The organism is Streptomyces manipurensis, assembly GCF_049570255.1.
GTDB classification, from domain to species: domain Bacteria; phylum Actinomycetota; class Actinomycetes; order Streptomycetales; family Streptomycetaceae; genus Streptomyces; species Streptomyces manipurensis.
Window position 1 is genome coordinate 2809526 of sequence record NZ_CP186950.1, and the last position, 22485, is coordinate 2832010.

A 22485-nucleotide genomic window follows, 5' to 3' on the forward strand; every position below is an offset into this window, starting at 1 on the left:
GACGGAGCCCCCGCTCTCCCGGAAGGGAGGGCGGGGGCTCTCGCGTACGGAGGGGCCGCGCTCAGACCTCGTAGACCGCGCCCGCGTACGCCAGGTCGACCGGGCCGTCGTAGACCGCGCGGGCGTCGGCCAGGTTCTGCGCGGGGTCCGTCCACGGCGGGATGTGCGTGAGGACCAGCCGGCCGACGCCACCGCCGCGGGCGTACTCGCCGGCCTCGCGGCCGTTGAGGTGGAGGTCAGGGATGTCCTCCTTGCCGTGCGTGAAGGAGGCCTCGCAGAGGAACAGGTCGGTGCCGTCCGCGAGCAGGCCCAGCTCGGGGCAGGCGCCCGTGTCGCCCGAGTAGGTGAGCGAGCGTCCGCCGTGCTCGACGCGGATGCCGTACGACTCGACGGGGTGCGCCACCCGCTCCGTGCGGACCTGGAAGGGCCCGATCTCGAACGTCCCGGACTTCAGGGTGCGGAAGTCGAAGACCTCGCTCATGGAACGCTCGTCGGGGACGTCGTCGTAGGCCGTGGTCAGACGCTTCTCGGTGCCCTCGGGACCGAAGACGGGGATCGTGCCGCAGCGGCCGCCCTCGTGGCGGTAGTAGCGGGCGACGAAGTAGGCGCACATGTCGATGCAGTGGTCGGCGTGCAGATGGCTCAGGAAGATCGCGTCGAGGTCGTAGAGGCCGCAGTGGCGCTGGAGATCCCCGAGGGCGCCGTTGCCCATGTCGAGGAGCAGGCGGAAGCCGTCGGCCTCGACGAGGTAGCTCGAACAGGCCGATTCCGCGGACGGGAACGACCCCGAACAGCCGACGACGGTGAGCTTCATGGAGCGTGAACCTCCGTGGACGGTCCGTGGACGGAATGCGGGCCGTGCGTGCGTCGAGCGTAAGGCGCGAAACGTCCGGTCGCTCCTCCGCGGCAGGCCGTTGTGGGGGGAATCACCTGCGCTGTCACCCGGGGGAGCGACGGTGGGCACGGGCGTTGCCGTGCCGGGTCGCGTCCGCGCGGCTACGGTCGGAGCATGGACACGTCCTGGTGGCCGGCGGTGGTCGCGGTCGTGGCCGTGGCGCTGGTGGTCCTGGTCGCGGGCGGACGGGCGGGACGCCCCCGCCGCCCGCCGCCCGCCCACGGCACGGGCCCGCCGCCGCGGCCGCGGGCCGGTGAGCTGTGGGTCCTCACGGACGGACGGCCGTGCCTGGTCCTGGCGGTGGGCTCGGTACGGGGCCACCGGGCGCGGGTCGCGTGGATCACCGGCAAGTACGACGACCGGCGGGCCGGGGTGATCGCCCTGCCGCCGGGCACGGCCGCCCGGGGCGGCCGTACGAGCTTCCTGGAGGCCGACCGGCCGGACGAGGTGTCGCTGTGGGAGTTCCGCACCCGGACGGGGACGCTGGACCCGGCGGTGTGGGACGAGGTCAAGGGACTGGGAGGCGGCCGGTGAGGCCGGGGATCCGCCTGCGCCGGGTGTACGACCCGCCGGAGCCGGACGCGGACGGCGTACGGATCCTCGTGGACCGGCTGTGGCCGCGCGGGCTCGCGAAGGCGGCGGCCGCGGTGGACGAGTGGCCCAAGGCGGTGACGCCCTCCACGGAACTGCGCAGGTGGTTCCACGACGGGGGTTCGGCGGAGGAGTTCCGGGCGCGGTACGAGGCGGAGCTGGCGGCGCCGGAGGCGGCGGCCGAGCTGGCCCGCCTGCGGGCGCTGGCCGGGGCCGGGCCGGTGACGCTGCTGACCGCCGTCCGGGAGCCGGGCTCCGGCCATGCCGCGATCCTCGCGGAACACCTCGCGGCCTGATCCGACGGCCCGCCGGCCGTCGGCCTGTCGGCCCGTCGCCCGATGCCCGGGCCCGGGCCCGTCGGCCGAGCCTCAATGCGGCTGCGCGGCGCCGCGCCGTGCGCCAGACTGGCCCGGCCGCCAGGGCCGCCGTACGCCCGCGTGCCCGCCTGCCCGCCCGCCCGAGGGAGCCCATGAGTTCGCCGAGTTCACCGCACGGCATCGAGGTCCCCGGGTCCCTCGTCGCCTCGTACACGAGGAACGGTGGTCCGCAGGAGCGGGCGTGGATCGCCCGGCTGCCCGCCCTGGTGGCGGACCTGCTCGGCCGGTGGGAGCTGGAGCGCGACGGCGCCCTACGGTCCGGCGAGAGCGCGCTGGTGGTTCCGGTGCGCCGCGCGGACGGCGCCCGCGCCGTGCTCCGGCTCCAGCCGGCCAGCGCGCAGACGGCCGCCGCGCTGATCGGGCTGCGGGCGTGGAACGGCGACGGCATCGTGCGGCTCCTCGACCACGACCCGGAGAGCGGCGCCGTGCTGCTGGAGCGCCTGGACGGCTCGCGCACCCTGGCGGACGCCGGGGACGACGACGCGGCCATGGGGATCCTGGCCGGGCTGCTGGCACGGCTGCACTCCGTCCCGGCGCCCGGGGGCCTGCCCGGACTGGGCGACGTCGTCCGCGCCATGCTGGAGGCCGTGCCGGCGGCCGTCACCGGCCTGGCGGACCCCGCGGACCGGCGGCGGCTGCGCGACTGGGCCGCGGCGGCCGCCGAGCTGGCCGGGGAGCCCGGGGACCGGATGCTGCACTGGGACCTGCACCACGGCAACGTGCTCGCCGCCGAGCACGAGCCCTGGCTGGCGATCGACCCCGAACCCCTCGTCGGTGACCCGGGCTTCGACCTGTGGCCGGCGCTGGACACCGGCTGGGAGGAGCTGCACGCCGCCGGGAACGCGCACCGGACGGTGCGGCGCCGGTTCGACCTGCTGACCGAGGCCCTCGGCCTGGACCGGCCGCGCGCGGCCGGCTGGACCCGGGCACGGCTGCTGCAGAACACCCTCTGGGACATCGAGGACGGACGGACCTCCCTCGCCCCCTCCCAGGTCTGCGTCGCGGAGTCCCTGCCCACCCGCTGACACCGCGCCGGCGGGGCCGGGGAACGGCCCCGCCGGGTCGGGTCGGGGCGTCAGGCCCAGAGCTGGCCCTGGAGGACCTCGATGGCCTCTTCGGTCGTCGCCGCCGTGTAGACGCCCGTCGACAGGTACTTCCAGCCTCCGTCGGCCACGACGAAGACGATGTCCGCCGGCTCGCCCGCGGCCACCGCCTTGCGGCCGACGCCGATGGCCGCGTGCAGGGCGGCTCCGGTGGAGACGCCCGCGAAGATGCCCTCCTGCCGGAGCAGTTCCCGCGTGCGGGTCACCGCGTCGGCCGAGCCGACCGAGAAGCGGGTGGTCAGCACGGAGGCGTCGTACAGCTCGGGGACGAAGCCCTCGTCGAGGTTGCGCAGGCCGTAGACGAGGTCGTCGTAGCGCGGCTCGGCCGCGACGATCTTCACTCCGGGCACGTGCTCGCGCAGGTAGCGGCCGACGCCCATCAGGGTGCCGGTGGTGCCGAGGCCGGCCACGAAGTGGGTGATCGACGGGAGGTCGGCGAGGATCTCCGGACCCGTGGTGGCGTAGTGCGCGCCCGCGTTGTCCGGGTTGCCGTACTGGTAGAGCATCACCCAGTCGGGGTGCTCCGCGGCCAGTTCCTTGGCCACCCGGACGGCGGTGTTGGAGCCGCCGGCGGCCGGCGACGAGATGATCTCGGCTCCCCACATGGCCAGCAGGTCGCGCCGCTCCTGGCTGGTGTTCTCCGGCATCACGCACACGATGCGGTAGCCCTTGAGCTTGGCCGCCATCGCCAGGGAGATGCCGGTGTTGCCCGAGGTCGGCTCCAGGATGGTGCAGCCGGGACGGAGCCTGCCGTCCTTCTCGGCCTGCTCGACCATGTGGAGCGCGGGGCGGTCCTTGATCGAGCCGGTCGGGTTGCGGTCCTCCAGCTTGGCCCAGATGCGGACGTCCTCCGAGGGGGACAGCCGGGGCAGCCGGACCAGCGGCGTGTTGCCGACCGCGGCCAGCGGGGAGTCGTAACGCATTACTTCGATCCGCCGGCCACGGCCGGGAGGATGGTGACGTTGTCGCCGTCCTTGAGGGCGGTGGAGATACCGTCGAGGAAACGGACGTCCTCGTCGTTGAGGTAGACGTTCACGAAGCGGCGCAGCTGCCCACCGTCAGCCTGGTCGATGAGTCGCTCTCGAATGCCCTTGTGCCGGGTCTCCAGGTCCGCGAACAGGTCCGCGAGCGTGGCGCCCTCCCCGGACACGGCCTTCTCGCCGTCGGTGTAGGTGCGGAGGATGGTGGGGATGCGGACCTCGATGGCCATGCTGGGCTCCAGTCGTCAGGGCGTGGCAGGTGTGCGTGAGAAAGGGGCGCGCGGTCGTGCAGCCCCCGCGCGCGAGGGCTCTGGTGCTCAGGCAGCAGGACAGATGGCGCTGGCGAGGCGGCACAGGTCGACGTGCAGCCGCGCCACGAGCAGCAGCCTGCCGGGCGTCTCGATGCTCACGTCGTGGGAAACCATGCGGTCATGTTAACGATTCCCGGTCCCCGGTTTGGAGTGTGATCCCGCATCATGGACGCCATCGGCTCACATGCTGGTCAGTAGGCGGCCACGACCTGCACTTCTTCCTCGGTGATCACTCCGTCGACGATGCGGTACGACCGGAACTGGAACTCCCCCAGGCCGTCCTGGTCGGCCGTGGAGACGAGCACGTAGTGCGCCCCGGGCTCGTTCGCGTAGGTCACGTCCGTGCGCGAGGGGTAGGCCTCGGTGGCGGTGTGCGAGTGGTAGACGATCACGGGCTCCTCGTCCCGGTCGTCCATCTCGCGGTAGAGCTTCAGCAGATCCTTCGAGTCGAACTCGTAGAACGTGGGCGAGCGGGCGGCGTTGAGCATCGGGACGAACCGCTCGGGGCGGCCGGTGCCGGCCGGGCCGGCGACGACGCCGCACGCCTCGTCGGGGTGGTCCTGGCGGGCGTGCTCGACGATCCGGTCGTACAGGTCCTGGGTGAGGGTCAGCATGAGCGACAGGATAAGCAGACGGGCCCTTCCGTACCGAGGAGTGGTACGGAAGGGCCCGCATGGTGGACACGAGGTCCACGGGAGCGCGGTTCCCGGCCGCGGCAGGCGGCCGGGACCCGGCGTCAGGACGCCTTGGTGAAGGCCGCGCCGCGCGGGTCGCGGTTCTTCATGACCAGGTAGGACACGCCCAGGAGCAGACCCCACAGCGGGGCGCAGTAGAGCGAGACGCGGGCGTCCTTGTCGGCGCCCATCATCACGATGACCATGCCGATGAAGGCCAGGGCGAACCAGCTGGTGTACGGGGCGCCGGGGGCCTTGAACTTCGACGCGGGCAGCTCTCCGCGGTCGGCCTTGGAGCGGTAGCGGATCTGGCAGACGAGGATCATGATCCAGGCCCACATGCCGGAGATGGTGGCGAAGGAGACGACGTAGTCGAAGGCCTTGCCGGGGGCGACGTAGTTGATCCAGACGCCCACGAGCATCAGCGCGGCGGAGAAGGTGGTGCCGATGAGCGGGGTGCCGCTCTTGGTGAGCCGGGTGAAGAACTTCGGGCCCTGGCCGTTGAGCGCGAGGTCGCGCAGCATGCGGCCGGTGGAGTACATGCCGGAGTTGCAGGAGGACAGGGCCGCGGTCAGGACGACGAAGTTGACGATCGCGGCGCCGACGCCGAGGCCCATGCGCTCGAAGGCGGCGACGAAGGGCGAGACGCCGGGCTGGAAGTGCGTCCACGGGACGACCGAGAGGATCATGATGAGCGCGCCGACGTAGAAGACGGCGATGCGCCACGGCACGGTGTTGATGGCCTTGGGCAGGGTCTTCTCGGGGTCCTTGGACTCGCCGGCGGTGACGCCGACCAGCTCGACCGCGAGGAAGGCGAACATCACGATCTGCAGGGTCATCAGCGTGCCGCCGATGCCCTTGGGGAAGAAGCCGCCGTCGTTCCACAGGTTGGTGACGGAGGCGGTCTCGGCGGCGTCGGAGAAGCCGATGGTGAGGATGCCGGCGCAGATCAGGATCATGCCGACGATGGCGGTGACCTTGACCATGGAGAACCAGAACTCGAGCTCGCCGAAGAGCTTCACGGAGATCAGGTTGGCGCCGTAGAGGATGACCGTGAAGATCAGCGCGTAGGCCCACTGCGGGAAGCTGTCGTGGGTCCAGTACGCCATGTACTGCGCGGCCGCGGTGACCTCGGTGATGCCGGTGACCACCCAGAACAGCCAGTAGGTCCAGCCCGTCACGTATCCCCAGAACGGGCCGAGGAACTCCCGGGCGTAGTCCGAGAAGGAACCGGAGACCGGGCGGTACATGAGCAGCTCGCCCAGGGCCCGCATGATGAAGAAGATGACCAGGCCCGCGATCGCGTAGGCCAGGATCAGGCTGGGGCCGGCCTTGGAGATGGCCTTGCCCGCTCCCAGGAAGAGGCCGGTGCCGATGGCCCCGCCGATCGCGATCATCTGGATCTGACGGGCGCCGAGCGTGCGGTGGTAGCCCTCGCCGCCGTCGCCCCCGGTGCCCTCGCCGGGCGTGTTGCCGTGCTGTTCGACCTGCACTGAGGTCATGTCTGGTGCGCCTTTCTCCACGCCGGTCCGCGGCCTTCGAAGGCTGCGGACCGGGTCCTCGATCCCCCCGGATACGGATGGAGTTGCACGCCGGCGGTCTGCCGGTTCAAGCGGACCGGGGGACATGGGTGGCGTCCCCGCGGTGATCGTGAAGATTTATCACGTGCTTACGACAGTCGGAGGGGGAGAAAGGTGATGCAGGCCCCCAAAATTTCCGGACAAAGGCATGCGAAAGGATCAGATCACCGCATGGCGGTGATCTGATCGTTATCCGGATTTGAGCGTCCGCTGAGCGAACGCCGCACCCTCGGATGGACTTTCAGAGGGTTTCGATCAAGGACTCCTGGAGCCCGGTGAGCCAGTGGTAGGCCATCACGATCGGCTTGCGCGGGTCCTCGTCGGGCAGCCCGACGAGCGCGGCGCCCTGCTCGTCCTCGGTGATGTCCAGCCGGGCCGCGATGGTCAGCCGGAGGTCGTTGAGCGCCCCCAGCCAGCGCAGCGGCAGCTCGCCGGTCAGCTCCAGCACCGCCACCCCGTCACCGCCCGGGGTGAGGGCGTCCAGGCTGCGGACGACGGCCAGCGCGTCGTCCCGCTTGCGGGCGCGCAGGTCGTTCTCGGTGTAGCGGCGGAACTCCGCCGACCGCTCCACCGTCTCCGCCGGGTCCACGCCCTCCTCGGCCGCGCCGTCCGGGGAGCCGTAGGCGTCGGGGAAGAGCCGGGCCAGCGCCGGGTCGGACGGGGGCTCGCTGGGCCCCTCGGCGAACAGCGCCGCGAGCGGGTCGGCGTCCTCGGGGATCCCGGGACCGATCAGCTCCAGCAGCTGGACGGTGAGCGTGCGCAGGATGGAGATCTCGATCTCGTCCAGCGCGACGGCGGCGCCGCCGCCCTTCCGTTCCTCGAAGAACCCCATCAGGTGCGGTCCTGGGAGAGGGTCGCCCACAGGCCGTAGCCGTGCATGGCCTGCACGTCGCGCTCCATTTCCTCGCGGGTGCCGCTGGACACGACCGCCCGCCCCTTGTGATGGACGTCCAGCATCAGTTTGTGCGCCACGTCCTTGGAGTATCCGAAGTACGCCTGGAACACGTACGCCACGTAGCTCATGAGGTTGACCGGGTCGTTGTGCACCAGGGTCACCCAGGGGACGTCGGGTTCGGGGACGGCGAAGGTCTCCTCGGCCGATTCGGTGCGTTCGATCTCAATGGGAGCAACACTCACTCGTCCCATGCTGCCACCGTGACGGGCCCGTTGCACAAACGGGACCCACATCTCGTCACTTTGACGAAATGTGCGCTAGCATCCCAGCCATGAACACTGCGGACCTGGGCCTGCCGGTGGACGTGCCGTCGACAGCGCTCTTCACGGACCATTACGAGCTCACGATGCTGCAGGCCGCACTGGCCAACGGCACCGCCGACCGGCGCTCCGTCTTCGAGGTCTTCACCCGGAGGCTCCCCGAGGGACGCCGCTACGGGGTGGTCGCCGGAACGGGGCGCGTGCTCGACGCGGTGGAGAACTTCCGCTTCGACGGAGCGGTGCTGGAGTTCCTGCGCGAGCGGGCCGTCGTCGACATGCGGACGCTGGACTGGCTGTCCTCCTACCGCTTCTCCGGCGACATCTGGGGCTACCCGGAGGGCGAGGTCTACTTCCCCGGCTCCCCGGTGCTGCGGGTCGAGGGCAGCTTCGCCGAGTGCGTGCTGCTGGAGACGGTGATCCTCTCGATCCTCAACCACGACTCGGCGATCGCCGCGGCGGCCTCCCGGATGTCCTCGGCGGCCGGCGACCGGCCGCTGATCGAGATGGGCGCCCGGCGCACCCACGAGCTGGCCGCCGTGGCCGCGTCGCGGGCGGCGTACGTGGGCGGCTTCGCCTCGACCTCGGACCTCGCGGCCGGCTTCCGCTACGGCATCCCCACCGTCGGCACCAGCGCGCACGCCTTCACCCTGGTCCACGACAGCGAGCGGGACGCCTTCACCGCCCAGGTGGCCTCGCTGGGGCGGGGCACCACCCTCCTCGTGGACACCTACGACGTGGCCGAGGCGGTGCGCACCGCCGTGGAGGTGGCGGGCGCCGACCTGGGGGCCGTCCGGATCGACTCCGGCGACCTGCTGCTGGTGGCCCACCGGGTGCGCCAGCAGCTGGACGAGCTGGGCGCCACCTCGACGAAGATCGTGGTCACCTCCGACCTGGACGAGTACGCCATCGCCTCGCTGGCCGCGGCGCCGGTCGACGCGTACGGCGTGGGCACCCAGCTGGTGACGGGCAGCGGGCACCCGACCTGCTCGATGGTCTACAAGCTGGTGGCGCGGGCCACCTCGGCGGACCCGAAGGCGGCGCTGGCCCCGGTGGCGAAACGGTCCTCCGGCGGGAAGACCTCGCTCGGCGGCCGCAAGTGGGCCGCCCGGCGGCGGGACGCCGAGGGCGTGGCCGAGGCGGAGGTCGTGGGCCTGGGGCCGGTCCCCGCGGCCCTGGCCGACGACCAGCTGCTGACCCACCTGGTCAAGGCCGGCGAGGTGATCGCGCGCGAGCCGCTGGAGGCCGCCCGCGACCGCCACCGCGCGGCCCGCGCGGCCCTCCCGCTGTCCGCGACCCAGCTGTCCCGCGGGGAGGCCGTGCTCCCCACGGAGTACGTGTAGCCCTGCGGGCACGCCCGGCCGTGAGCCGGTGCGGCGGCGTCGCGGGCCCCGCCTGCGTTTGAGGCGCGGGGGTCCGGGGGCAGAGCCCCCACGCGGCGCAGCCGCCGCACAGCACAGTGGGAAGGGGCGGGGTGGGGGAAGAGCCTCCCGCAGGGCCCGCAGCACACCATCGAGCCGAAGGGCATGCGAAATGCACCGCGCACTGATCGTCGTCGACGTACAGAACGACTTCTGCGAGGGCGGCAGCCTCGCGGTCGACGGCGGGGCCGACGTCGCCGCCGCCATCACGGAGCTGATCGGGCAGGCCACCGCCGGTTACCGGCACGTCGTGGCCACCCGCGACCACCACGTCGACCCCGGGGCGCACTTCGCGCACCCCCCGGCCGAGCCGGACTACGAGAACTCCTGGCCGGTGCACTGCGTGGCGGGCACGGAGGGGGTCGGCTTCCACCCGAACTTCGCGCCCGCCGTGGCCTCGGGCGCGGTCGCCGCGGTCTTCGACAAGGGCGCGTACGAGGCCGCGTACAGCGGTTTCGAGGGCGCGGACGAGAACGGCGAGGGCCTGGCCGCCTGGCTGCGGGAGCGGCACGTCGCCGAGGTCGACGTGGTCGGCATCGCGACCGACCACTGCGTGCGGGCCACCGCCCTCGACGCCGTCCGCGCCGGCTTCACCACCCGCGTCCTGCTGGACCTGACGGCGGCCGTGGCCCCGCACACCACCGCGCGGGCCCTGGACGAGCTCCGCGCGGCCGGTGTGACCCTCGTGGGCGCGGTCGGGCCCCGCCCGTAGCGCCCGGGGCCCCGCGGCGCTACGCGCTAGGTGCCCAGCAGGGCCCGGATGGGGTGCCAGAGCTCCTGGGCCCGGTCGGGGGCCCCGCGCCACAGCAGGCCGTCCGGGTGGTGCAGGACGGCGGTCACCTCGTCCGGCGTCGGGGGCTCGGCGTTGCCCCGCAGGTAGACCGCCCGCATCCCGAGGTTCCGCAGCCTGGTCAGGGCGCGGGCCCGGTTCGCGGCGTGCACGAGCACGCGGACGTTTCCTCCCTCTCCGGACGGCCTGGGCAGCGTCAGCGCCACCACCACGCTGCCGCCCGGCAATCTCACGAATCCGCCACCTGGCACGGCTGTCATCTCCCCCGTCAATAAGAAACTCGTACCGGGCATCTAAACGCGATCGGCCGCCGCCCGCTAGAGGGCGACGGCCGATCATGCTTTGACCTGCTGTTTTACCGAGTGACTACTTGGAGGGGCCGACCTCGACGGTCATGACCTCACCGTCGTAGGTCTCCTTCAGGATCTTGATCTTGGTGTTGGTGTCAGTGACCTTCACCGATCCGGTCGGGTTCTCGTCGTAGTAGTACTTGCCCTTGCGGTCGTCGAAGACCAGGTTCGCGGGCTTCGGCTTCAGGAAGAGCGACTCGCCGTTCTTGTGCAGCGTGAACGCGTCCGTCGAGTACGCGCTGAAGGTGGCGTCGTACGGCTGGATCTTGTTGCGCAGCAGGGTGCCGTCCGACCACTTCATCGGCTTGGCGTTGGCGTCGATCGGGAGGATCAGACCCTGGCCCGGGTGGACGCTGGTGTTGTTGTCCTTCTGGCTGGTGTCCCACTGCCAGATGAGCAGACCGTCCTGGTACGGGTAGTGCTCGACCCAGTCCGGCTTGGTGTTGCCGAAGCCGAAGTTGTACGGGCCCACCTTGAGGGTGGAGTCGTACGAGACGTAGCGGCGGTTCTCCGCCAGGTAGTACTGCGCGTACTCCTTGGTGAAGTTGGCGCCGATGCGGGAGAAGCCCTTGCCGGTCCAGCCGTTGTCGCCGTTCTCGGCGCCGTCGGTGAACAGCGCGGAGCCGTCCGCGGTGATGGTGAGGGCGTCACCCGTGAAGCCCTTGCCGCCCGCGCCGCCGTCCGTCTGGTAGCGGAAGCGGAGGTCGACCTTCTTGCCCACGTAGGCGTCGAGCGAGAAGTTCAGGTTCTTCCAGGCGCCCGAGACACCGGTGAGGGACGGGCTGCCGGCGGCGTCGACCGGGATGGCCGTGCCGTCGGCGGTGCCGGCGAGGGCGGTCCAGTTGGCGCCGCCGTCCGTGGACACCTCGGTGTAGAGGTAGTCGTAGTCGGCCTCGATGTCCCACCAGCCCTTGAGCGACAGGGCGGCGGACTTCTTGCCCGTCAGGTCGACGGAGCGGGTGAGGGTGTTCTTGAGGTCGTCACCCATGTTGCTCCACCACTGGGTGGAACCCTCGGCGGGAGCGACGACGTCCGTCTGCACCTTCTTCTTCGGCAGCTCGACGACCAGGGCCTGCTTGTCCTTGGTGTTGAACGCCGACACACCGAGCTTGTGGGTGGACTTCGTCGCGGCCTTGGCCGTGTCGTAGTTCAGCCAGCCCAGCTGGAGCTTGTCCCAGGCGGTCATGTCGCCCGGCATGTCGCCTATGGAGTCCTTGCCGGTGCCGAGCCAGGAGCCGGCCGACATCAGGGACCAGAAGCCGACGCCGTTCTCGCCGCCACCGGAGGTGTCGTAGAGGTCGGGCAGGCCCAGGTCGTGGCCGTACTCGTGGGCGAAGACGCCGAGGCCGCCGTTCTCGGGCTGCATCGTGTAGTCGCCGACCCAGATGCCGGAGTCGCCGATCTGGGTGCCGCCGGCCTTGTTGTTGGCCGGGCCGGTCTTGCCCGCGGAGGTGCCGTAGGCGTACCAGCGGTGCGCCCACAGGGCGTCGGGGCCCTGCACGCCGCCGCCGGCCGACTCGTCCTCGCCCGCGTGGACGATCTGGAAGTGGTCGATGTAGCCGTCGGGCTCGTTGAAGTTGCCGTCGCCGTCGAAGTCGTAGCGGTCCCAGACGTCGTACTGGGCCAGCTTCGCCTTGATCTCGGCGTCGGTCTTGCCGGCCTTCTTCTGGGCGTCGACCCACGCCGTGACGCCGTCCTTGACGGTGTCCCAGACGTTGGCGCAGTTGCTCTGGCCGCAGTAGTTGGAGCCGTAACGGGCCTCGTTGTAGGGGACCTTGACCCAGTCGGAGACCTCGCCCTCGACCGAGTAGCGGCCCGAGGAGGTCTTCTCGTAGTACGTCTTCAGGGAGTGCTTGCCCTCGCCGGTGGCGAAGTACAGGTCCTGGAAGTACTGACGGCTGAAGTCCTTGCGCCAGGCCGTGCTGTTGTCCTTGGCACGGTCGGGCTGCGCGATGGTGTTGTGCAGCGGACCGGGGGTGCCGCCGTACTTCGGCACGGCCGGCTTGGGGCCGGGGCCGTCCGGGTCGTGCATGGTGGTGCTGTCGACCTGGTCGCCGAACTCGACGAGGATCGTGAAGATCTTGTCGGTCTTCTCGCGGCCGAGCTCGACGTACTTCTTGTCGTCGAGCTTGACGACCTTGGAGGCGCCGCGCTGCTCGACGCCCTTCTTGCCCTGGAGCACCTGGTCCAGGGCGGCCTTGCGCTGCTGGGCCTGCTGCTCGCTGAACGGGCCCTTGAGGTCGTGGTCGACGACCTTGGCAGGAGTGGTCGGGTCCTGCCGGTCCGCCACCGGGGCGGCCGGGGCCTTGCCCTCGGCCTGGGCCGCGGTGACGGTGAAGAAGGTTGCACTGGTCGCGCATGCGGCCATGGTCACGGTGACGGCGGCAGCGCGGATCGCACGCCGTCGGGCGGAATTGCTGGTCACTTGATGTCGTTCCCCTCCCGCGGCCGCAACGTCTGAGTTCGGAACTTCTCCATAGGAGCGGGGGGTTCCGCGCGGCGCGCGTCTCAAGTGACGACATTTGACCGGAGAGACGCGAGAAAAGACAGACCTTGACTTGAACCTTACAACTGCACTATGCGGTCAGGGAGTTCCGCTATCCGGACGATCCGCAGCCATATGGGGCGAAGGGCGCTTCCCGCCCCGGGGACCGGTCCGGACCGTCCCCTTTCTCCCCCCTACCGGGGCGCGTACGTGACCCCGTGCGCCCCCTGTGCTCCGGCACCGTGTGTTAGGTCACGCTTACCGGCGGCTCCTCCCGGGCATCCCGTCAGGGAGTCACCCGAGTCACCTGACGCGCGACCTGGTCGAGGCGACTCCCCCGCCCCCTCCCCTGAGGACGGATACCGCCATGCCGCGTCCGACTGCCGCACAGCTCGCGTACGGGTCCGCCACGGTCATCGTGTCGACGATCGCCATGCTGCTGCTCTCGCAGACGAGCACCGGCCTGGGCGTCGCGGTCATCTCCGCCGCCGCGCTCGCCCTGGGTCTGCTCGTCGCCCTCACCGTACCCGCCCCGAAGCGCCGCGGCCGCCACGCGGCGCGCCCGGGCAACGCCGCGGACGCCGGCGCGTCCGCGGCGTCCGCCCGGGCCCCGCAGCAGCGCCCGGCGGCCTCCGAACACCCCGTCCACCACTGACCGTTCGCCCCTCGGGCGCGCGGGCGGGACGGCGGACGACGCGGCGCGGGCGGCCGCCCCGATGGGGGCGGCCGCCCGCGCCGCGGTGTGCCGCGCTGCGCTAGGTGGCCTGGACGACCACGGTCTTGGCGACCTTGTCGTGCAGGCCCTGCTTGTAGGGCTTGTCGACGAGGATCGAGACGATGAGCGCGATCGGCCAGAGGCAGAAGCAGCAGATCAGGGTCGGGAGCCAGAGCACCGCGGCCCGGGACAGGGCCGGACCGGACTGGGGCACGCTGCCGTCGTTGAGCATGGCGACCCGCAGGCCGAGCGCCTTCTTGCCCATGGTCTGGCCGTTCTTCTTCGTGAACCACCAGTCGTAGCCGAGGTACGCCACGATCGAGATCAGCGTCATCACCAGACCGCTGCCGCTGTACGACTTGGTGAGGACCTCGCTGACGTCCTCGCCGCGCTCGGTCTCCACCATGTAGCGGTTCGTGCCGAAGGCCAGCTGGATGAGGAACAGCGGTACGGCGACGATCAGCACGTCGATGATGCGCGCCGCGAGCCGCCTGCCGAAGTCGGCGAGCGGGGGCATGCCGGCCAGCGGGTCGGGCATGCCGTAGCCGCCGCCACCCCCGTACGGATCACCGCCGCCGTACGGGGGCGGGGGCGGCGGGTAGCCCCCGCCCGCGCCGGGGCCGCCGGGGGGCGGCGGAGGCGGCGGGGGGCCGCCGCTGCCGGGGGGCGGCCCGTACGGCGAACCGCTCGACGGGGGCGTCGGCTCCTGGGGCTTCTTGAGGAACGGGTCCTCCTCGGGCGGCTGGCCCGGCGGCGGCTGGTCGGTACTCATGGCCCGAGTCGAACCCGGCCCCGCCGGGCCCGCAACGGGAGCGCGTCCGTTCGGGGAGGGCCGCGGGCCGGGCGGCGGCCCGGTGGGACCGGGGCGGGCTCAACGGGCCACGTACGTACGGGCCGCCTTGTCGTGCCAGGCCTGCCGCCGCGGGCGGTCCACGAGGGCCCACAGGCTCCCGGGCAGCCCCAGGAAGGCGTACGCCAGCCAGCGGCCCAGGGCCGCGCCGAACCGGGGCGGGCGCAGGCCGGCCGTCGTCAGGACGCGGACGCCGAGCAGCTTCTTGCCCGGGGTGCGGCCCCAACGGGCCGTGGGCAGCACCTCGTAGAGGATCCCGAAGAGGAGGACCGCACCGAGGACGAGGGCCAGCCGGCCGGCGATCGGCCCGTCCAGGAGCCAGACCGTGGTCGTACGGCCGCTCGCGCGGGCCGCGTCCACCTTGGCCCGGACGTGCTCGGTGGCGGCGGGCAGCTGCGGCACGACGGCCGCCGCGGCGACGGCCGCGTAGACGACGGTGTCGAGGGCCCGGGCGACGGCGCGGCGCACGAACCCGGCGGGGCGCACGGCCCGTTCCGCCATCCGCTCGAACACGGCCCGGGAGGCGGCGGCGCGGGAGGCCCCGGCCTCGGGCGCGGGCGCCGTGGTGGCGGGGGCGGCGGCGCGGGCCTCCTCGGTTCCGCGCGGCTCGCGGACGGCGGAGCCGGCCCCGGCCGGCGGGGCGGCGCTCTCGGGCCGCACGATCCGCGGCCGGGCCCCCGCGGGCCGGGGCGCCCACACCTCGGGGCGGGCGGACGCGGCGGGCCGCTGCTCCTCCCGGGCCGGCGGCCCCTCGGGGGCGGAGGAGGGGGCGGGCTCGGCGGGCCGGGGCCGGGCCGCCGGGGCGGCGACGGCCTCGGGCCAGGAGGAGGTGATCCCCGGCTCGGCTCCGGGCGCGTCGGGCCACTGCGGGGCGGGGGAAGCGGAGGGCGCGTGCTCCCGGACCCCCTCGGCGGCGGGGGCGGGGGCGGACGGCGCCGGGGTCCGGGCGGCCGGGGAGCGCGCCGACAGGATGCCCGCGGCGGGCTGCGCGGAGGCGGGAGCGGAGGGACCGGCGGCGGCCTCGGCGGCGCCTGCCGCGCGGGCCGGGGAGGCCGCCTCGCGCGGGGCGGCGTCCTCGGCGGCCGTGGCCTCGGAGGGGCTGCCCCACGACACGCGGTGGTCCCTGGGGCCGCCGAAGCCCGCCTGGTGGGCGGGGTCGGCCTGCCAGACGGCGGGTTCGGCGGCCGGTTCCGGCAGCGTCTCGGTCATGGAGGTCTCGTCCAGGAACACCGGGCCGGTCTCGTCGGCGCGGACGGCGGGCGCGGCGACGGGCAGGCGCGCGGGAGCGGCCCCGGGGACGGCGGCGGGGACCGGGGCGGGGCCCGGGACGCGGAGGGCGGGTGCGGGGACGGCGGGGGCCGCGGCCGGGGCCGGATCGGGCACGGGAGCGGGACCCGCCGGGGCCGGGCGGCTCGTGCCCGGGACCCAGGCCGCGCCGTTCCAGTACCGGATGTACCCCGGGATGGACGGGTCCGGGTAGTAGCCCTCGCGGGCCGCGTGCTCGCCGTCACCAGGGGAGGCCGTCATGTCCCCAACTCCGATCGTGGCTCAAGGCTTGTGCAAGGGGAGGACCATAGCCAAGAACCGCGGCCCGACAGGTCGGGTAACGGGAGAATCCAAGCCATTGAGCGAACGTCACTCCTCCGACCGTTTTCGGTCAGTCAATAGATTTCGGCCAATCTCCGGCCGGTTGACGGAAGTCGCGTCATAGCCGGGCACGCCGGGGCTCTCTGCAGGTGTGGGGCACCGTCCGGCCCCATGGACCGAACCGGAGAAGCGAGGCCGTCATGCACCACCCCGTCGTCGAGCGCGAGCTGGAAGTCAAGCTGGTCCTGTCCCCCGAGCGCAGCGTCCCCGTCCCCGCGCGGCTGCTGTACCTGGCGGAGGACCCGTACGCCGTCCACATCACCTTCCACACCGGTTCCAGTGCCCCCGTCGAGTGGACCTTCGCCCGCGAACTGCTCGTGGAGGGCGTGTTCCGCCCGTGCGGTCACGGTGACGTCCGGATCTGGCCCACGAAGGTCGACAACGAGGCCGTCCTCTGCATGGCGCTCAGCTCGCCCGACGGCGACGCCCTCCTGGAGGCCCCCGCCGGCTCGGTGTCGGCGTGGCTGGAGCGGACCCTGCGGGCCGTGCCGCCCGGCAGCGAGTGCGAGCGCCTCGGCCTGGACGCCGCCCTGGCGGAGCTCCTCGCCCCCACCCCGGCCGACGACCTGTGGATGCGGGACCCCTGGCCGTCGGACGAGTCGGGGGACGGGGAGCTGTGATGCGGGGCGAGGGACCGCGGCCCCTGCGGCCTCTGCCGCCCCCGCGGTCACCGCGGTCCTCCCGGTCAGAAGAGCTTGCCCGGGTTGAGCAGTCCCAGGGGGTCGAAGGCCGCCTTGACGGCGCGCTGCATCTCCAGTCCCACGGGGCCCAGTTCGCGGGCGAGCCAGTCCTTCTTCAGCACGCCGACTCCGTGTTCGCCGGTGATGGTCCCGCCGAGGGCCAGGCCGAGGGCCATGATCTCGTCGAAGGACGCCCGGGCCCGCCGCGTCTCGTCCTCGTCGGCCGGGTCGAAGCAGACCACGGGGTGGGTGTTGCCGTCCCCGGCGTGCGCGCAGACCCCGATGAGCAGGTCGTGGGAGCGGGCGATGGCGGCCGTGCCGTCCATCATCTCGGCGAGCCGGGAGCGCGGCACGCAGACGTCGTCGATCATCGTGGCGGGCTTGAGGGCCTCCAGCGCGGTCAGCGACATCCTCCGGGCCCGGAGCAGCAGTTCGGACTCCGCCTCGTCCTCGGCGGGCACGACGGCGGTGGCCCCGGCGGCCGTGCACAGCTCCCCCACGGCGGCGAGCTCCTCGGGGGCGTGCGGGGTGTCGAAGGCGGCCAGCAGCAGGGCCTCGGTGGTCTCGGGCAGGCCCATCCTGCCGAGGGAGTTGACGGCGCGGACGGTCGTGCGGTCCATCAGTTCCAGCAGGGAGGGCGAGAGTCCGGCCTCCATGACGGCGCACACGGCCGCGCACGCGGCGGCCGTCGACGGGAACTCGGCGGCCAGCGCCAGCTGCCGGGGCGGGGCCGGGCGCAGCGCGAGGACGGCCTGGACGACGACGCCCAGGCTGCCCTCGGAGCCGACGAAGAGGCGGGTGAGGTCGTAGCCGGCGACGCCCTTGGCGGTGCGCCGGCCGGTGCGCAGCAGCCGTCCGTCGGCGAGGACCACGTCGAGGGCGAGCACGTACTCGGCGGTGACCCCGTACTTGACGCAGCACAGGCCGCCCGAGGCGGTGCCGATGTTGCCGCCGATGGTGCACTGCTCCCAGCTGGAGGGGTCGGGAGGGTAGGCGAGGCCGTGTTCGGCGACGGCCCGGGAGAGCACGGCGTTGACCACGCCGGGTTCGACGACGGCGATCCGGTCGACGGTGTTGATCTCCAGGATGCGGTCCATCTTCACCAGGGACAGCACGATGCAGCCGTCGGAGGCGTTCGCGGCGCCGGACAGTCCCGTACGGGCGCCCTGCGGCACCACGGGAACCCGTAGGGCGGTCGCGGTGCGCAGCACGTGCCGGACCTGCTCGACGGTCCGCGGGAGGACGACCACCGCCGGGGTGCCGGCGGCGCAGAAGCCGGCCATGTCGGTGGCGTAGGAGGTGGTCACCTGCGGGTCGGTGAGCAGGGCCTCGGCCGGGAGCCCTGCCAGGAGGGCGGTGTGCAGACGTGCGGAGAGGTCATCGTCCATGGGGTCAGCGTGGCAGCCGGGGCCATCGGTGTGAACACGCCCGCGCACGTCTTCGGCCACCTCGGCGCGCTCTTCATATTGACGCACAGTGACCCCATGGACCGTATCGACGAGGAATCGCAGACGCCGGCGCCGCCCGTGACCTTCACCGGCCGCAAGACGCTCGTGGCCGCCGCGGTCGCCGTGGTCCTGATCGCCGGGGCCCTGCTGATCCGTCCCGCCCGGACCGGTGACGACGCGCGCCCTCCGGGGCCGAGCGAGCGTGCCGCGACGGCGGTGGGCATGGGCGCGCCCGCGGCGGCGACGGACGTGACCGCACTGGTCGCGGACCGGGAGAAGTGGGTGGCGGCGCACCCGGACGACGAGGCCTCGTGGGCGGTGCTGGGCTCCGCCTACCTGGAGCAGGCGCGGCGGACCGCTGACCCGGGCCTGTACCCGAAGGCGGAGCGGGCGCTGAAGCGGTCGCTGGAGGAGCGCCCGGCGGAGAAGGGCAACTTCGACGCGATGACGGGCATGGGCGCGCTGGCCAACGCCCGGCACGACTTCGCGACCGGCAAGAAGTGGGGCGAGCTGGTCCGGGCGCAGTCGCCGAAGCGGTGGACGGCGTACCCGGTCCTCGTCGACGCGTACACGGGGCTCGGCGACTACAAGGGCGCGCAGGCGGCGATGGAGCTGCTGCTGGAGCTCCGGCCGGGGCTGACGGCGTACGTGCGGGCCTCACAGGTCTACCGGGACCGCGGCTGGCGCGAGGACGCGGTGATGGCCATGGAGGAGGCCGCCGCCTCCGCCAAGGCGCCGGCGGAGAAGGCGTACACGCTGTTCCGGCTGGGCGAGCTGGCCTGGGAGCGGGGTGACGCGCGGGAGGCGCTGCGGCAGTACGAGGGCGCGCTGCGCACCGATCCCGCGCAGGCGGAGGGCCGGGCCGGGCGGGCGCGGGCGCTGGCCGCGCTGGGCCGCGCCGGGGAGGCGCTGCGGGACTACCGGATGGCGCTGGGCCGGACCCCGGTGCCGCAGCTGGCCCGGGAGCTGGGCGAGCTGCTGGAGTCGCTGGGCCGGGAGCAGGAGGCGCGCGCGCAGTACGACGCGCTGGCCGCTCTGGCGGTGCGCGGCGGTGCGCAGGGGGTGGACGAGGCCGTGGTGCTGGGCCTGTACGAGGCGGACCACGGGGATCCGGCGGCGGCGGTGCGCCGGCTGTCGCAGGAGTGGACGCGGCACAAGAGCGTGCAGGTGGCGGACGCGCTGGGGTGGGCGCTGTACAAGTCGGGCGAGTACACCGAGGCGCTGGAGTACGCGAAGAAGGCGATGGAACCGGGGCTGCGCAGCGCCGAGTTCGCCTATCACCGGGCGATGATCGAGCGGGTGCTCGGCGACGAGGCGGGGGCCCGGCGCCACCTGGAGGAGGCGCTGCGGACGAACCCGTACTTCTCGCCGTTGCGCGGACCGCTGGCGAAGGAGGCGCTGGAGGCGCTCGGCCAGCCTCCGCCGGGGGGCCCGGAGAACATCCGGCCGACCGGGCGGTGGGTCGAGCCGGAACTGCCGAAGCCGAACCCGAAGCCGTCTCCGGCGCCGAAGGCCAAGGGCGGCGCATCGAAGCCGTCCGCCGCGCCGTCACCGTCGGCGTCCGCGTCGGCCTAGCCGGCGTCCGGGGCCGTACGGCAATCCGTACGGCCCCGGTGTGCGGGCGGCGGCGGGGCTCCGCGGTTCGGCCCACTCCCCTCCGGAGGGCACCGCGCGGCGGCCCGTCCGGCCCCCGCGCACCGGGGCCGACGGCAGCCCGAGGCCCCCGGCGACTGCCGGGGGCCTCGGGCCGTGTCTCGCAGGTCAGAGGTTTCCGCGCTTCTCCTGCTCGCGCTCGATCGCCTCGAACAGCGCCTTGAAGTTGCCCTTGCCGAAGCCCATGGAGCCGTGGCGCTCGATGATCTCGAAGAAGACCGTCGGCTTGTCCTGGACCGGCTTGGTGAAGATCTGCAGCAGGTAGCCGTCCTCGTCGCGGTCGGCGAGGATCTTCAGCTCGCGCAGCTCGTCGATCGGCACCCGGGTGTCGCCGACCCACTCGCCGAGGGTGTCGTAGTAGGTGTCCGGGACGGACAGGAACTGGACGCCCGCCGCGCGCATGGTGCGGACGGTGGCGACGATGTCGTTCGAGGCCAGGGCGATGTGCTGGACGCCGGGGCCGTTGTAGAACTCCAGGTACTCGTCGATCTGCGACTTCTTCTTCGCGATCGCCGGCTCGTTGATCGGGAACTTGACCTTCTTCGTCCCGTCCGCGACCACCTTGGACATCAGCGCCGAGTACTCGGTCGCGATGTCGTCGCCCACGAACTCCTTCATGTTCGTGAAGCCCATGACCTTGTTGTAGAACGCCACCCACTCGTTCATCCGGCCCAGTTCCACGTTGCCGACGCAGTGGTCGATGGCCTGGAAGGTGCGCTTGGCCGGGGGCGCGACGATCGGCTCGGCGGCCACGTAGCCGGGCAGGTAGGGGCCGGTGTAGTCGCGGCGCTCCACCAGGGTGTGGCGGGTCTGGCCGTACGTCGCGATCGCGGCGAGGACGACGGTGCCGTGCTCGTCCTTGACCTCGTGGGGCTCGTCCAGGCCGCGGGCGCCCTGCTCGACGGCGTACGCGTAGGCGGCGCGGACGTCGGGGACCTCGATGGCGAGGTCGATCACGCCGTCGCCGTGCTCGGCGACGTGCTCCGCGAGGAAGCGGCCGTGGTCGGTCGTCGGCTTGATGACGGAGGTCATGACGAAGCGGGCGGAGCCGTTGGTCAGGACGTAGCTGGCCGTCTCGCGGCTGCCGTTCTCCGGGCCGGAGTAGGCGACGAGCTTCATGCCGAAGGCCGTCGAGTAGTAGTGAGCGGCCTGCTTGGCGTTGCCCACGGCGAAGACGACGGCGTCCATGCCCTTCACCGGGAAGGGGTCGGCCTCACGCGCGGTGTGCGGGGTGGTTTCGAGGTTCGCCAGAGACTCAGTCATGAGCGCAGATTCCCGCCGATCCACAAGCTGCGCAATAGTTTCCTCATTGACTGTACAAACTGTGCAGGCGAGCCGGAGGATGACTGAAACATCTGTGCACTATGACCACCCGAGAGCGGGGGTGGGCACCGGGAGGCGTACATGGGCATCGACGAACTCGACGGCCGGCTCATCGTCCTGCTCGCGCGCGAGCCGCGGATCGGGGTGCTGGAGGCCTCGCGCCGCCTCGGCGTGGCCCGCGGAACGGTGCAGGCACGTCTGGACCGGCTCCAGTCCAACGGGGTGATCCGCGGCTTCGGCCCGCAGGTCGATCCGGCCGCCCTGGGTTATCCGGTGACGGCGTTCGCCACGCTGGAGATCAAGCAGGGCCAGGGCGCGGACGTACGGGCCCACCTGGACGGGGTCCCGGAGGTGCTGGAGCTGCACACCACCACCGGGCACGGGGACATGCTGTGCCGGCTGGTGGCCCGGTCCAACGCGGACCTCCAGCGGGTGATCGACCGCGTGGTCGGGTTCGAGGGGATCGTCCGGGCCTCGACGGCGATCGTCATGGAGAACCCGGTGCCGCACCGGATCATCCCGCTGGTGGAGCAGGCGGCGGCGGACGACGACACCACCCGCCCCTGACGACTCCCGGCGACACAAAGACTTCTTTGCAAATAAATCGTTGCAGAGAAACCTTTGCATTCCTAGGGTCGAGCCATGCCCGAAAGCGACCCCCAGGACCTCCCCGCGAGCACTCCGGCCCCCGGACCGGAGTCCGCACCGGTGGAGCCGAGCCTCCGCATGCTCGACGCCCGCGCGCTGCGCGGTCTCGCCCACCCCCTGCGGATGCGGCTGCTGGCCGAGCTGCGCCGCGAGGGCCCGGCCACCGCTTCCCAACTCGCCGAACGCTTCGGGGAGTCCAGCGGATCCACCAGCTACCACCTGCGCCAGCTCGCCGCGCACGGCTTCGTCGAGGACGCGGCCGGCCACGGCAAGGGGCGGGAACGGTGGTGGCAGGCGCTGCACGAGGGCACCGGCTTCGACGGGTCGCTGATCCACGACGCCGACCCGGACACGAGCAGCGCGGCCGGGATCTTCCTGCAGACCGTCGCCGCGAACCACGCCCAGGAGGTCGCCGTCTGGATCGCCGAGGCGCAGACCCGGCTGACCCGCTGGCAACCGGGCGCCGACCTCAGCGACTTCACCCTCCGGCTGACCCCCGGGCAGAGCGCGGAGCTCGTCGGCCGGCTGCACGAGGTGATCAACGGCTACCGCGACCTGCCCGAGTCGCCGGAGACGCAGACCGTGCGCCTCCACACCCACGTACTCCCCCGGTCGGCGCCCGCCGGCTGAGAGGCCCCGCCGAGCTGAGAGGCCCCGCCGGACCGACGGGCCCCGGCCGGCCCGGGCACGTACGGCGGCCCCCGCACCCCGTCGCAGCGCACCGCACCGCCGCCACCACCCGCGAAGGAGTC

At 72.6% G+C, this 22485-nt stretch carries 24 protein-coding genes; 10 read left to right on the forward strand and 14 right to left on the reverse strand.

What is annotated here, in order from left to right; all coding sequences use genetic code 11:
* Positions 1-61: 61 nt before the first annotated feature.
* Positions 62-814 carry an MBL fold metallo-hydrolase gene (locus tag ACPU2J_RS12875; protein WP_399823373.1) on the reverse strand — a complete coding sequence of 251 codons (753 nt, stop codon included), beginning with the start codon at positions 812-814 and terminating at the stop codon, positions 62-64.
* 195 nt (positions 815-1009) lie between these two features.
* Between ACPU2J_RS12875 and ACPU2J_RS12880 the strand changes: the two genes are divergently transcribed.
* The 3 genes from ACPU2J_RS12880 (at position 1010) to ACPU2J_RS12890 (ending at position 2888) form a co-directional block, all read left to right on the forward strand.
* On the forward strand, positions 1010-1429 hold the full coding sequence (locus tag ACPU2J_RS12880) for a hypothetical protein (RefSeq protein WP_365497161.1): 420 nt from the start codon (positions 1010-1012) through the stop codon (positions 1427-1429).
* Positions 1426-1782: a DUF488 domain-containing protein gene (locus ACPU2J_RS12885; RefSeq protein ID WP_423833277.1), complete on the forward strand. Its 357-nt coding sequence runs from the start codon at positions 1426-1428 to the stop codon at positions 1780-1782. The genes ACPU2J_RS12880 and ACPU2J_RS12885 overlap by 4 nt, the downstream gene beginning before the upstream one ends.
* A 173-nt stretch (positions 1783-1955) precedes the next feature.
* Positions 1956-2888, forward strand: a complete 933-nt coding sequence (locus ACPU2J_RS12890; RefSeq protein WP_423833278.1) for an aminoglycoside phosphotransferase family protein — start codon at positions 1956-1958, stop codon at positions 2886-2888.
* Between the two features lie 50 nt (positions 2889-2938).
* On the opposite strand, the gene ACPU2J_RS12895 is transcribed toward ACPU2J_RS12890, so the two are convergent.
* The 7 genes from ACPU2J_RS12895 to clpS all read right to left on the reverse strand — a co-directional run bounded on the left by ACPU2J_RS12895 (position 2939) and on the right by clpS (position 7657).
* Positions 2939-3889, reverse strand: coding sequence for a PLP-dependent cysteine synthase family protein (locus ACPU2J_RS12895; protein WP_365081013.1), 951 nt, complete (start codon positions 3887-3889; stop codon positions 2939-2941).
* On the reverse strand, positions 3889-4176 hold the full coding sequence (locus ACPU2J_RS12900; RefSeq protein WP_361605100.1) for a MoaD/ThiS family protein: 288 nt from the start codon (positions 4174-4176) through the stop codon (positions 3889-3891). The genes ACPU2J_RS12895 and ACPU2J_RS12900 overlap by 1 nt, the downstream gene beginning before the upstream one ends.
* Before the next feature lie 87 nt (positions 4177-4263).
* Entirely contained in the window at positions 4264-4371 is a 108-nt protein-coding gene (locus ACPU2J_RS12905; RefSeq protein ID WP_311736929.1) for a putative leader peptide, read from the reverse strand.
* Between the two features lie 77 nt (positions 4372-4448).
* Complete coding sequence (locus tag ACPU2J_RS12910) at positions 4449-4871, reverse strand: M67 family metallopeptidase (RefSeq protein WP_361605103.1); 423 nt, start codon at positions 4869-4871, stop codon at positions 4449-4451.
* A 122-nt stretch (positions 4872-4993) separates the two neighbouring features.
* Entirely contained in the window at positions 4994-6433 is a 1440-nt protein-coding gene (locus ACPU2J_RS12915) for an amino acid permease (RefSeq protein ID WP_361605106.1), read from the reverse strand.
* Between the two features lie 319 nt (positions 6434-6752).
* The gene (locus ACPU2J_RS12920) at positions 6753-7346 is read right to left on the reverse strand and encodes a DUF2017 domain-containing protein (protein ID WP_399823383.1); all 594 of its coding nucleotides are present in this window, start codon (positions 7344-7346) and stop codon (positions 6753-6755) included.
* On the reverse strand, positions 7343-7657 hold the full coding sequence (gene clpS / locus ACPU2J_RS12925) for an ATP-dependent Clp protease adapter ClpS (RefSeq protein ID WP_030852121.1): 315 nt from the start codon (positions 7655-7657) through the stop codon (positions 7343-7345). The genes ACPU2J_RS12920 and clpS overlap by 4 nt, the downstream gene beginning before the upstream one ends.
* 80 nt (positions 7658-7737) lie before the next feature.
* Here clpS and ACPU2J_RS12930 point away from each other — a divergent pair, with 80 nt between their 5' ends.
* Both ACPU2J_RS12930 and ACPU2J_RS12935 read left to right on the forward strand, forming a co-directional pair.
* Positions 7738-9066, forward strand: coding sequence for a nicotinate phosphoribosyltransferase (locus ACPU2J_RS12930; RefSeq protein WP_423833279.1), 1329 nt, complete (start codon positions 7738-7740; stop codon positions 9064-9066).
* A gap of 190 nt (positions 9067-9256) precedes the next feature.
* On the forward strand, positions 9257-9856 hold the full coding sequence (locus ACPU2J_RS12935; protein ID WP_361605115.1) for an isochorismatase family protein: 600 nt from the start codon (positions 9257-9259) through the stop codon (positions 9854-9856).
* 26 nt (positions 9857-9882) lie between these two features.
* Here ACPU2J_RS12935 and ACPU2J_RS12940 read toward each other — a convergent pair whose 3' ends face one another.
* Together ACPU2J_RS12940 and ACPU2J_RS12945 are read right to left on the reverse strand one after the other, a co-directional pair.
* A complete protein-coding gene (locus ACPU2J_RS12940) occupies positions 9883-10185 on the reverse strand; it encodes a hypothetical protein (protein ID WP_360878562.1) in 303 nt (100 codons plus the stop codon).
* 115 nt (positions 10186-10300) lie between these two features.
* A complete protein-coding gene (locus ACPU2J_RS12945) occupies positions 10301-12652 on the reverse strand; it encodes an immune inhibitor A domain-containing protein (protein WP_423834960.1) in 2352 nt (783 codons plus the stop codon).
* A gap of 484 nt (positions 12653-13136) precedes the next feature.
* Here ACPU2J_RS12945 and ACPU2J_RS12950 point away from each other — a divergent pair, with 484 nt between their 5' ends.
* Positions 13137-13424: a hypothetical protein gene (locus ACPU2J_RS12950; RefSeq protein ID WP_399823370.1), complete on the forward strand. Its 288-nt coding sequence runs from the start codon at positions 13137-13139 to the stop codon at positions 13422-13424.
* 100 nt (positions 13425-13524) lie between these two features.
* Here ACPU2J_RS12950 and ACPU2J_RS12955 read toward each other — a convergent pair whose 3' ends face one another.
* Positions 13525-14256, reverse strand: a complete 732-nt coding sequence (locus ACPU2J_RS12955; RefSeq protein WP_420080668.1) for an RDD family protein — start codon at positions 14254-14256, stop codon at positions 13525-13527.
* Between the two features lie 99 nt (positions 14257-14355).
* Positions 14356-15861 carry an RDD family protein gene (locus tag ACPU2J_RS12960; protein WP_420080667.1) on the reverse strand — a complete coding sequence of 502 codons (1506 nt, stop codon included), beginning with the start codon at positions 15859-15861 and terminating at the stop codon, positions 14356-14358.
* 260 nt (positions 15862-16121) lie between these two features.
* Between ACPU2J_RS12960 and ACPU2J_RS12965 the strand changes: the two genes are divergently transcribed.
* Positions 16122-16601, forward strand: coding sequence for an SsgA family sporulation/cell division regulator (locus ACPU2J_RS12965; RefSeq protein ID WP_365081033.1), 480 nt, complete (start codon positions 16122-16124; stop codon positions 16599-16601).
* A 65-nt stretch (positions 16602-16666) separates the two neighbouring features.
* On the opposite strand, the gene ACPU2J_RS12970 is transcribed toward ACPU2J_RS12965, so the two are convergent.
* On the reverse strand, positions 16667-18049 hold the full coding sequence (locus tag ACPU2J_RS12970; RefSeq protein ID WP_365141578.1) for an FAD-binding oxidoreductase: 1383 nt from the start codon (positions 18047-18049) through the stop codon (positions 16667-16669).
* Between the two features lie 96 nt (positions 18050-18145).
* Between ACPU2J_RS12970 and ACPU2J_RS12975 the strand changes: the two genes are divergently transcribed.
* Positions 18146-19684, forward strand: a complete 1539-nt coding sequence (locus tag ACPU2J_RS12975) for a tetratricopeptide repeat protein (protein WP_420080666.1) — start codon at positions 18146-18148, stop codon at positions 19682-19684.
* Positions 19685-19870: 186 nt separating this feature from the next.
* Here the strand turns inward: ACPU2J_RS12975 and hppD are convergent, their stop codons facing one another.
* Entirely contained in the window at positions 19871-21025 is a 1155-nt protein-coding gene (hppD, locus tag ACPU2J_RS12980) for a 4-hydroxyphenylpyruvate dioxygenase (protein WP_423833280.1), read from the reverse strand.
* 141 nt (positions 21026-21166) lie between these two features.
* On the opposite strand from hppD, the gene ACPU2J_RS12985 reads away from it, so the two are divergent.
* The gene (locus tag ACPU2J_RS12985; protein ID WP_420080664.1) at positions 21167-21652 is read left to right on the forward strand and encodes an Lrp/AsnC family transcriptional regulator; all 486 of its coding nucleotides are present in this window, start codon (positions 21167-21169) and stop codon (positions 21650-21652) included.
* A 75-nt stretch (positions 21653-21727) separates the two neighbouring features.
* Positions 21728-22363: an ArsR/SmtB family transcription factor gene (locus ACPU2J_RS12990; protein ID WP_420080663.1), complete on the forward strand. Its 636-nt coding sequence runs from the start codon at positions 21728-21730 to the stop codon at positions 22361-22363.
* The last annotated feature ends 122 nt before the right edge of the window (positions 22364-22485 follow it).

What these genes read in the sequence shown, in the direction of transcription:
- ACPU2J_RS12930 (WP_423833279.1), top strand. Translation starts at nt 7,738, where the DNA reads ATGAACACTGCGGACCTGGGCCTGCCGGTGGACGTGCCGTCGACAGCG.
- ACPU2J_RS12985 (WP_420080664.1), top strand. Translation starts at nt 21,167, where the DNA reads ATGGGCATCGACGAACTCGACGGCCGGCTCATCGTCCTGCTCGCGCGC.
- ACPU2J_RS12895 (WP_365081013.1), bottom strand. Translation starts at nt 3,889, where the DNA reads ATGCGTTACGACTCCCCGCTGGCCGCGGTCGGCAACACGCCGCTGGTC.
- ACPU2J_RS12965 (WP_365081033.1), top strand. Translation starts at nt 16,122, where the DNA reads ATGCACCACCCCGTCGTCGAGCGCGAGCTGGAAGTCAAGCTGGTCCTG.
- clpS (WP_030852121.1), bottom strand. Translation starts at nt 7,657, where the DNA reads ATGGGACGAGTGAGTGTTGCTCCCATTGAGATCGAACGCACCGAATCG.
- ACPU2J_RS12950 (WP_399823370.1), top strand. Translation starts at nt 13,137, where the DNA reads ATGCCGCGTCCGACTGCCGCACAGCTCGCGTACGGGTCCGCCACGGTC.
- ACPU2J_RS12905 (WP_311736929.1), bottom strand. Translation starts at nt 4,371, where the DNA reads ATGGTTTCCCACGACGTGAGCATCGAGACGCCCGGCAGGCTGCTGCTC.
- ACPU2J_RS12970 (WP_365141578.1), bottom strand. Translation starts at nt 18,049, where the DNA reads ATGGACGATGACCTCTCCGCACGTCTGCACACCGCCCTCCTGGCAGGG.
- ACPU2J_RS12875 (WP_399823373.1), bottom strand. Translation starts at nt 814, where the DNA reads ATGAAGCTCACCGTCGTCGGCTGTTCGGGGTCGTTCCCGTCCGCGGAA.
- ACPU2J_RS12935 (WP_361605115.1), top strand. Translation starts at nt 9,257, where the DNA reads ATGCACCGCGCACTGATCGTCGTCGACGTACAGAACGACTTCTGCGAG.
- ACPU2J_RS12880 (WP_365497161.1), top strand. Translation starts at nt 1,010, where the DNA reads ATGGACACGTCCTGGTGGCCGGCGGTGGTCGCGGTCGTGGCCGTGGCG.
- ACPU2J_RS12955 (WP_420080668.1), bottom strand. Translation starts at nt 14,256, where the DNA reads ATGAGTACCGACCAGCCGCCGCCGGGCCAGCCGCCCGAGGAGGACCCG.
- ACPU2J_RS12990 (WP_420080663.1), top strand. Translation starts at nt 21,728, where the DNA reads ATGCCCGAAAGCGACCCCCAGGACCTCCCCGCGAGCACTCCGGCCCCC.
- ACPU2J_RS12890 (WP_423833278.1), top strand. Translation starts at nt 1,956, where the DNA reads ATGAGTTCGCCGAGTTCACCGCACGGCATCGAGGTCCCCGGGTCCCTC.
- ACPU2J_RS12900 (WP_361605100.1), bottom strand. Translation starts at nt 4,176, where the DNA reads ATGGCCATCGAGGTCCGCATCCCCACCATCCTCCGCACCTACACCGAC.
- ACPU2J_RS12915 (WP_361605106.1), bottom strand. Translation starts at nt 6,433, where the DNA reads ATGACCTCAGTGCAGGTCGAACAGCACGGCAACACGCCCGGCGAGGGC.
- ACPU2J_RS12945 (WP_423834960.1), bottom strand. Translation starts at nt 12,652, where the DNA reads ATGGCCGCATGCGCGACCAGTGCAACCTTCTTCACCGTCACCGCGGCC.
- ACPU2J_RS12975 (WP_420080666.1), top strand. Translation starts at nt 18,146, where the DNA reads ATGGACCGTATCGACGAGGAATCGCAGACGCCGGCGCCGCCCGTGACC.
- hppD (WP_423833280.1), bottom strand. Translation starts at nt 21,025, where the DNA reads ATGACTGAGTCTCTGGCGAACCTCGAAACCACCCCGCACACCGCGCGT.
- ACPU2J_RS12960 (WP_420080667.1), bottom strand. Translation starts at nt 15,861, where the DNA reads ATGACGGCCTCCCCTGGTGACGGCGAGCACGCGGCCCGCGAGGGCTAC.
- ACPU2J_RS12910 (WP_361605103.1), bottom strand. Translation starts at nt 4,871, where the DNA reads ATGCTGACCCTCACCCAGGACCTGTACGACCGGATCGTCGAGCACGCC.